Below are 6830 nucleotides of genomic sequence, written 5' to 3' on the forward strand. Positions count from 1 at the left end.
AAATTACTTGTATAAATAAGTATTTTAAGAGAATAAAAAAAGAAGCTTAAAAAGCTTCTTTTTATAAAAATTATGTATACAACTACTAGTTATTAAGCATTACAGGCATAACTAACATAGTAACTTGTTCTCCTTCTTCTGTACCATCAATAGGAGTTAAGATACCCGCTCTATTTGGTAAACTCATTTCTATTAAAATATCATTTGAACTTAGGTTGTTAAGCATTTCACTTAAAAAACGAGAGTTAAAACCAATTTGCATATCATCTCCTTGGTAATCACAAAGTAAACGTTCGTCAGCCTTATTAGAATAATCTAAATCTTCAGCAGAAATGTTTAATTCAGTTCCTGCCATTTTTAAACGAATCTGATGAGTTGTTTTACTTGAGAATATAGATACACGACGTACAGAGTTTAAAAAAGAAGCTCTATCAACTGTTAATTTATTAGGATTTTCCTTAGGTATAACAGCTTCGTAATTTGGATATTTACCATCAATTAAACGACAGATTAATACTACGTTATCAAAAGTAAACTTTGCATTCGTGTCATTGTATTCTATGGTAACGTTTTCTTCGGAACCACCTAAAATTCCTTTTAATAAGTTTAAAGGTTTTTTAGGCATAATAAATTCAGAAGATTTATCAGCAGTAACGTCAGTACGTGTATATTTTACTAATTTATGAGCGTCAGTAGCAACAAAAGTTAACTCTTTTGAGTTAAACTGGAAGAAAACTCCACTCATAACAGGTCTTAAATCATCATTACCTGTAGCAAAAATAGTTTTTGTAATTGCTGTAGCTAAAATATGAGAAGGAATTTCAGTACTGCTAGGAGAAGGAAGCTCTACAGCTTTCGGGAATTCTTCTCCGTTAAAGTAAGCCATGTCGTACTTACCTTGTTCTGAAATAATCTCTATAGTACTTTCTCCTTCCGTTTTAAAAGTTAAAGGCTGGTCGGGAAAAGTTTTTAAAGTATCCAATAATAAACGCGCATTAATAGCTATCGCTCCAGTATCGGTACTTTCAACTTCCACTACAGAACTCATGGTTGTTTCTAAATCAGACGATGATATTTTTAATTGATTCTCTGATAATTCAAATAAAAAGTTGTCTAAAATAGGTAGCGTATTATTACTGTTTATAACTCCTCCTAAAACTTGTAATTGTTTCAATAATTGAGAGCTAGATACGATAAATTTCATTGATTATGTTTCTAATGATTAGAACTACAAATATATTTTAATTTGACGATTTTAAAAATTTATTTTTATATCTAATTTTAACTACTAATTAAAACAGTATTTAAACAGTAGAATATTTTTAAAATGAATTTACTGGGTAATTTTGATATACAGTAAATTACTGTATTATTATTGTTTTAATTAAAAAGGTAGTTAATTTGAATATTTCCATAAAAATTACCGCTAGGTACCTGGATACTTTGTAGTTTTTTAGTATGGTAATGTATTGCGTATCTAAAGTTAAACCGATTGCTTGTGAATTGAAAACCTAATTCAGTTGAAAAAACAATAGGTTTTAGTTTAAAAGTAATTGGGCTTTTAGTATTTAAGAAGCTGCCTTGTATAGTGGCGTCGTATATGTTATATCTAATAGAAGGTTTTAAATAGATGAAAGATTCAATTTCGTTATTATAATTTGAATACTTATTATTTAAGTTGCTATTAAAAGCAATAGAGTTTATTAATTTTTGCAAAGGTTTAAAACCTATGCGACTAAACAATCCAGTAGAAACGTTAGTGAAAACTGTTCCAGCATTAGCTGTATTAATCCAGCTTATGTCAAAATGTGAGTTTTTTTCATTGGTTAAAAGTTTTGTGTAATTACCTTTAAAATTAAGGCCTAAGGCATTTGCTATTTGATAGTTCCAACCAGTTGCTTCTCTAAAGCCATAAATACTATGTATTACATGCTGAAGGTCTGCACCTAAAGCTGATGGGCCTACAACACCAATTTCTCCTGAAAATTTAATAAAGCTGTTATTTTTGTAAAAGTTATTAATACCAAAACTTCCATATAAATAAGAAGCAAAAGGGCGATCATGTAAAAGGTGTGATTCAACAGTAGCTTTGAAAGGAGTATACATTTTATGGTTTAAAGCAAACTCATATATTTTTTTCTCAGCTTTAAAGTTGTTTTTTTTACTAAGGTATCTGTAGGTAAAAAACATTCCATTAGTATAATAACGATCTTGATAAGTAGAGATGTATAGATCATTATCATTAGAGAAACTAAATTCTTTTGCATATTTTCTCTGGCTAAAAGTTAAAGTAGAAAATAAGCATAGCAAAAAGGTGATATTTTTTTTCATAGTCGCAAATATCGTTTATTTTAGCCATGTATGAATAATTTTAACAAGAATCAAGAGCATACTTTGCCAAAATTAACAGCTGAAGATTTTAATACAGTTTCTACTAATGAGGAGTTAAGGAATCTTATTAGGGAAAAAGGAGTTTCGTTTTCTAAGATTGAAAAATTATTGGCTTATGAAGAGGAGCTTAGGAATTTACAAATAGAGCTGGTAAAATTACAGCAATGGATTGCTAAAAATAATAAAAGAGTTGCTGTAATTTTTGAAGGAAGAGATGCAGCAGGAAAGGGTGGTAATATTAGAAGGTTTATGGAGCATCTTAATCCGAGGTCAACACGATTGGTGGCACTTAATAAACCAACAGAAATAGAAAAAGGGCAGTGGTATTTTCAAAGGTATATTAAAGAGCTTCCTAATTTAGGTGAGTTAGTTTTTTTTGATAGAAGTTGGTATAATAGGGCGGTGGTAGAGCCAGTAATGGGGTTTTGTTCACAAGCACAATATAAAAAGTTTTTAGTGCAAGTTCCAGAGTTTGAACATATGTTGTATGAAGATGGAGTTGTGGTTATTAAGTTTTGGTTGTCTATTACTAAGGAAGAGCAATTAAAAAGATTTGAAGCAAGAGAAGATGATCCGCTAAAAAGATGGAAGTTTAGCCCTGTAGATAAAAAAGGACAAGAATTGTGGAAAGATTATACCTTTTATAAAGACGAAATGTTTAGTAAAACACATACTAATTATTGTCCTTGGATAATTATAAAAACGAATGATAAAAAAGTAGCAAGATTAGAGGCTATGAGATATGTTTTGTCTCAATTCAATTACGAAGGGAAGTCAGAGTCAGAAACTATGTTGAGCCCTGATCCTAATGTTGTAATGCGTTATTTTAGATCTATTAACGAAATAATTGATTAATCTAATGGAGAAAGAATTTTCAGAATCAGATATAAAAAAGTTAAATAGTAAAAGAGGGTTACGTGCTGTTTTATCAAAAGAGCCATATAACCCTGAGAGAGCCATACGTTATGTGGATTATGAAAGGAAGCTAAAAAAACTTCAAGTAGAGTTAATTAGATTACAGACTTGGGGAATAGAAAATAATGAGCGAATTATTATTTTATTTGAAGGGCGTGATGCAGCAGGAAAAGGAGGTGCTATAAGGAGAATTGTTGAGAGGATAAACCCAAGGCATACTAGAATAGTAGCGTTACCTAAGCCTAATGAAGATGAAAAATCACAATGGTATTTTCAAAGATATGTAGAGCAGTTTCCAAAGGCTGGTGAAATTGTGTTGTTTGATAGGAGTTGGTATAATAGAGCAGTTGTAGAGCCTGTTAATGGGTTTTGTACTAAAGAAGAATATGAGGTTTTTATGAATCAAGTGAATGATTTTGAAAGAATGATATTAGAGTCTGGAATTAGATTGGTAAAAATATACATGTCAATTACTAAGAGAGAGCAAGCTAAAAGGTTTTCAGATATAAAAAAGAGTCCATTAAAACAATGGAAAATGACTCCTGTTGATGAAAGGGCGCAAGAGCTTTGGGATGATTATACAGAGTATAAAAGAGCGATGTTTTCAAAAACAAATACCGTAATATCTCCATGGAAGATAATAAGAGCTAATAGGAAAACAGTGGCTAGAATAAATGTAATTAACCACATTTTAAAAAGTATACCTTATAACAAGAAAACGGAGATTTAATCCGTTACTTGTTTCTTTACTTCTTCAAAAATAAAAAATAATTCACCTGCTATTTGTTGGCATGTTTCTAGGTATGTTTCTTTGGTGTCTTCTCTGTTGTCAGAAATCTTTGGGTCTTCATAAGGAAGATGGAACCTCTCTATTGCGTCAGGTATAAAAGGACAATTTTCATCAGCACTATCACATGTAGTGATTGCTATATATGGATAGTTGTTGTGTTGGTCGTCAAATGTTTTTGAGAAACCTATTAAAGGAGCTTTGCAGCCTTTAAAAGAAATTAGGTACTTAGGGTTTTGGTGAGAAAAATTATCTACATTAAACTCAAAACCAGATTTTTGTAATGCTCTTACTGTGTTTCTGTGGAATGCAGTAGTTTCAGTTCCTCCAGAAAAAGGAAAAATATTTTCTAAATTAAAGTAGTTAGCAGCATAAAAACTCCAAACTTGAGCAAACTGACTTCTTCTTGAATTGTGAGTGCAAATAAAGTTTAAGTTTAGTTTTTCACGTTCAAGATATTCGTCAACAATAGTATCAGCGATTTCAAGTAATAGTTCTTGGCGGTTTTCATTTAAAACTAAAGTTTCTTTTGAGTGCTCAAAGAAAGTTTTTATATCAAAGTTTTTGGTGTTAATCATTTATTTAATGTTCTTTTGTAGTCTGGGTAGGCGCAAAAATAAATGCTAAATCTCAATGATAAATTAAATAATGGTTAATTATGTGTTTTGAAATTGGAAACAATGTAGTGGCTTTAGATGATGCAATTAAAGGAAAGGTGGTAGGTTTTTTAGGAGAGATGATTGTAGTTAAAGACGAAGAAGGTTTGGAGTACAACTTTTATAAAAATGAGATAGTAAAAGTTGATGTAGAACAACGAGAGTTGAGTAAATATCTTAATATAAATAATACAATTTTAAAGGATAAGTTAAAAGGTGAAAAAAAGAAAGCTAAAAAAAGCTTTGTTAAAATAAAAAAAGAAATAGTGATGGAGGTAGATTTACATATAGAAAAGCTACTCAAGTCGGTAAAGGGAATGGATAATTATGATATATTATCGTATCAAATAAATGTAGCTAAACAAAAGGTGGAATATTGTATTCAAAAAAAAATATCTAAGTTGGTATTTATTCATGGTGTAGGAGAAGGTGTGTTAAAAACTGAGTTAGGATATTTGTTGAATAATTATCCAGTTAAGTATTATGAGGCTTCATATAATCAATATGGCTTAGGAGCCACTGAAGTTTATATATATCAAAACTAGTCTTACTTTTGTAATATGAAAAATATTTACTTAGATAATGCAGCAACAACTCCTATGTTGCCTGAGGTAGTTAATGTGGTGACTAATGCTATGAATGATAATTACGGTAATCCATCTTCCGTACATCAAATAGGTAGGAAGGCTAAATCATCAATTGAAACCGCACGAAAAAAAATAGCAAGTTATTTTAATGTAAGTGCTGGTGAGATTTTTTTTACTTCAGGTGGTACAGAAGCAGATAATATGGTACTTCAAAGCGCTGTTTTAAATTTAGGAGTAGATAATATTGTTACTACAAAAATAGAGCATCATGCTGTTTTGTATACTGTTGAGTTTTTAAAAGAGAAATACGGAATAAATGTAGTGTTTCTGGGTGTAGATGTTCAGGGGCAGGTTAATGTCTCTGACTTAGAAGGTGTGTTGGGGGAGTTAAAGGGTAAAACATTAGTGAGCTTGATGTGGGTGAATAATGAAATTGGGAATATATTGCCAATAAAAAAAGTAGCCGAGATATGTAAAAAATATAAAGCTTTGTTTCATTCGGATACAGTTCAGGCTGTTGGTCATTATGAGTTAAACTTACAAGAAATACCTGTTGATTTTATGGTGGCGAGCGCGCATAAATTTCATGGACCTAAAGGGGTAGGTTTTGTTTTTGTTAGAAAAGGTATTGTTATGAGGTCTTTATTTCATGGAGGAGGACAGGAAAGAGGGATGCGATCAAGTACTGAAAATGTATATGGTATTTTAGGTATGCAAAAAGCTTTAGAGATCTCAATTAAAGAGATGAAAAAGGATAGGAATAAAATTGAAGTTTTAAAAAAATCTCTTATTGAAGGAGTGGGAAATATTTTCCCTTCAGTGCAGTTTAATGGAGTTTCTGGAGTTTTAGAAAAAAGTTCGTATACAATTCTAAACATTAGATTTCCTTTTAAGGATAAAATGTTGCTTTTTAATTTCGATTTAATGGGGCTTTCTGTTTCTGGAGGGAGTGCTTGTCAAAGTGGTTCGAGCAAAGGTTCACATGTTTTACAATCTTTTTTGAATGAGGAAGAGCAAAAAAAAGCTTCAATTCGTTTTTCGTTTAGCAAATTAAACACTATAGAAGATATTAAGGAGGTTTTAGGGTTGATGAAAAAGTTGAAAAACCAAAAAAAGCTTTAAAAGCTAAGTTTAAGGCTTCTTTAGAGGTGTTGTGTTGTTGTTGTGTGGTTTTTAAAGAAAAAGGCTTGAATAGCTCTTATTTAGGGTTGTTTTTATTGTTGTTTTTTATTTTAAATTTATTTTATATAAATTTTTATTATTTTGTATTGATGTGACTTTTGAATAAAAAAAGTGTCATAATAAGTAGATGTAAATAAAAGTTAATTATATTTGTATCGTTTATTAGAAATTCCCCCCGGACTATAGATTTGTCATCGTAAAATGACTAAATGTGTTTTCAGGGGGGCTTTTTAATGTCTCCCATATGAATTTTATAGATAAATATACGGCACTTTTTAAGTGTTGTAAGTGTGTACGTTAAATGTAATTTAT

The 6830-nt window shown here is 30.5% G+C and carries 7 protein-coding genes; 4 read left to right on the forward strand and 3 right to left on the reverse strand.

Going from position 1 to position 6830, the window contains the following annotated elements; all coding sequences use genetic code 11:
• Positions 1-85: 85 nt before the first annotated feature.
• Entirely contained in the window at positions 86-1204 is a 1119-nt protein-coding gene (dnaN, locus tag ABNT65_RS01790; protein WP_348706023.1) for a DNA polymerase III subunit beta, read from the reverse strand.
• Positions 1205-1380: 176 nt separating this feature from the next.
• Entirely contained in the window at positions 1381-2331 is a 951-nt protein-coding gene (locus ABNT65_RS01795) for a lipid A deacylase LpxR family protein (RefSeq protein ID WP_348746989.1), read from the reverse strand.
• Between the two features lie 30 nt (positions 2332-2361).
• Between ABNT65_RS01795 and ppk2 (ABNT65_RS01800) the strand changes: the two genes are divergently transcribed.
• Both ppk2 (ABNT65_RS01800) and ppk2 (ABNT65_RS01805) read left to right on the forward strand, forming a co-directional pair.
• Positions 2362-3246, forward strand: coding sequence for a polyphosphate kinase 2 (gene ppk2, locus ABNT65_RS01800; RefSeq protein WP_348706027.1), 885 nt, complete (start codon positions 2362-2364; stop codon positions 3244-3246).
• Between the two features lie 4 nt (positions 3247-3250).
• Positions 3251-4036 (forward strand): polyphosphate kinase 2, encoded by a 786-nt coding sequence (ppk2, locus tag ABNT65_RS01805; protein ID WP_348706029.1) that lies wholly within the window; start codon positions 3251-3253, stop codon positions 4034-4036.
• Here the strand turns inward: ppk2 (ABNT65_RS01805) and ABNT65_RS01810 are convergent.
• On the reverse strand, positions 4033-4671 hold the full coding sequence (locus ABNT65_RS01810) for a hypothetical protein (RefSeq protein WP_348706031.1): 639 nt from the start codon (positions 4669-4671) through the stop codon (positions 4033-4035). The two genes, ppk2 (ABNT65_RS01805) and ABNT65_RS01810, sit on opposite strands and share 4 nt — an antisense overlap.
• A gap of 80 nt (positions 4672-4751) precedes the next feature.
• On the opposite strand from ABNT65_RS01810, the gene ABNT65_RS01815 reads away from it, so the two are divergent.
• Positions 4752-5294 carry a DNA mismatch repair protein MutS gene (locus ABNT65_RS01815; protein WP_348706032.1) on the forward strand — a complete coding sequence of 181 codons (543 nt, stop codon included), beginning with the start codon at positions 4752-4754 and terminating at the stop codon, positions 5292-5294.
• A 15-nt stretch (positions 5295-5309) separates the two neighbouring features.
• Positions 5310-6458, forward strand: a complete 1149-nt coding sequence (locus ABNT65_RS01820) for a cysteine desulfurase family protein (protein ID WP_348746990.1) — start codon at positions 5310-5312, stop codon at positions 6456-6458.
• Positions 6459-6830 lie beyond the last annotated feature (372 nt).

This window comes from Tenacibaculum sp. 190524A02b, assembly GCF_964036645.1.
GTDB lineage: Bacteria > Bacteroidota > Bacteroidia > Flavobacteriales > Flavobacteriaceae > Polaribacter > Polaribacter vairaonense.

Excerpts from the sequence above, each read along its gene's own strand:
- dnaN (WP_348706023.1), bottom strand. The coding sequence starts at position 1,204 with ATGAAATTTATCGTATCTAGCTCTCAATTATTGAAACAATTACAAGTT.
- ABNT65_RS01795 (WP_348746989.1), bottom strand. The coding sequence starts at position 2,331 with ATGAAAAAAAATATCACCTTTTTGCTATGCTTATTTTCTACTTTAACT.
- ppk2 (WP_348706027.1), top strand. The coding sequence starts at position 2,362 with ATGAATAATTTTAACAAGAATCAAGAGCATACTTTGCCAAAATTAACA.
- ppk2 (WP_348706029.1), top strand. The coding sequence starts at position 3,251 with ATGGAGAAAGAATTTTCAGAATCAGATATAAAAAAGTTAAATAGTAAA.
- ABNT65_RS01810 (WP_348706031.1), bottom strand. The coding sequence starts at position 4,671 with ATGATTAACACCAAAAACTTTGATATAAAAACTTTCTTTGAGCACTCA.
- ABNT65_RS01815 (WP_348706032.1), top strand. The coding sequence starts at position 4,752 with ATGTGTTTTGAAATTGGAAACAATGTAGTGGCTTTAGATGATGCAATT.
- ABNT65_RS01820 (WP_348746990.1), top strand. The coding sequence starts at position 5,310 with ATGAAAAATATTTACTTAGATAATGCAGCAACAACTCCTATGTTGCCT.